Here is a 636-nt window from a genome sequence, read left to right as displayed (position 1 = left end):
AGCATTGTTAAACATACCATGTAAAGTATTTATGGGCGAAATCGACGCTGCACGCCAGGCGCTGAACGTCAAACGCATGGAATTGTTAGGCGCCGAAGTTGTAACGACCAACTTAGGTAGCCGTACATTGAAGGATGCCGTCGATGCGGCCTTGATGTATTACGTTGAAAATCCAACATCCTATTATCTACTGGGATCGCATGTCGGCCCGCACCCCTATCCAAAAATGGTCGGCTATTTTCAAAGCGTTATCGGTAAGGAAGCACGCCAGCAGATACTTGATCAGGAAGGGCGCCTTCCAGACAGCATCTTCGCCTGTGTAGGTGGTGGCTCAAATGCTATTGGCTTATTTTCGGGTTTTCTCGATGATCATGACGTCGAGATTCATGGTGGCGAAGGCGGTGGAACCGGAACTTATCCAAAAACAGCTGCGACACTTTCTTTTGGCAAACCAACCGTATTCCAGGGAACCTTTTCGTACTGTTTGGTCGATGATGAGGGCAATCCGATCCCGTCAACCTCGGTGTCTGCGGGCCTTGACTACCCGGGGATATCGCCACAACATGCCCAGCTAAAAGATAGCAATCGTGCAAACTATCACCCCGTGACAGATGCAGAGGCTATCGATGCCTACAA

1 protein-coding gene is annotated in these 636 nt (G+C 49.7%); it reads left to right on the top strand.

Annotated features, from left to right (window positions below):
- On the top strand, positions 1-636 hold a 636-nt coding region (locus B2X72_RS00810; protein ID WP_286848078.1), incomplete at both ends, for a pyridoxal-phosphate dependent enzyme.

This window comes from Sphingobacterium sp. UBA7253, from assembly GCF_002472745.1.
Lineage (GTDB): Bacteria > Bacteroidota > Bacteroidia > Sphingobacteriales > Sphingobacteriaceae > Sphingobacterium > Sphingobacterium siyangense.
Note: the sequence above shows the minus strand (reverse complement) of the source record. Positions and strands in the feature narration are given on the sequence as shown.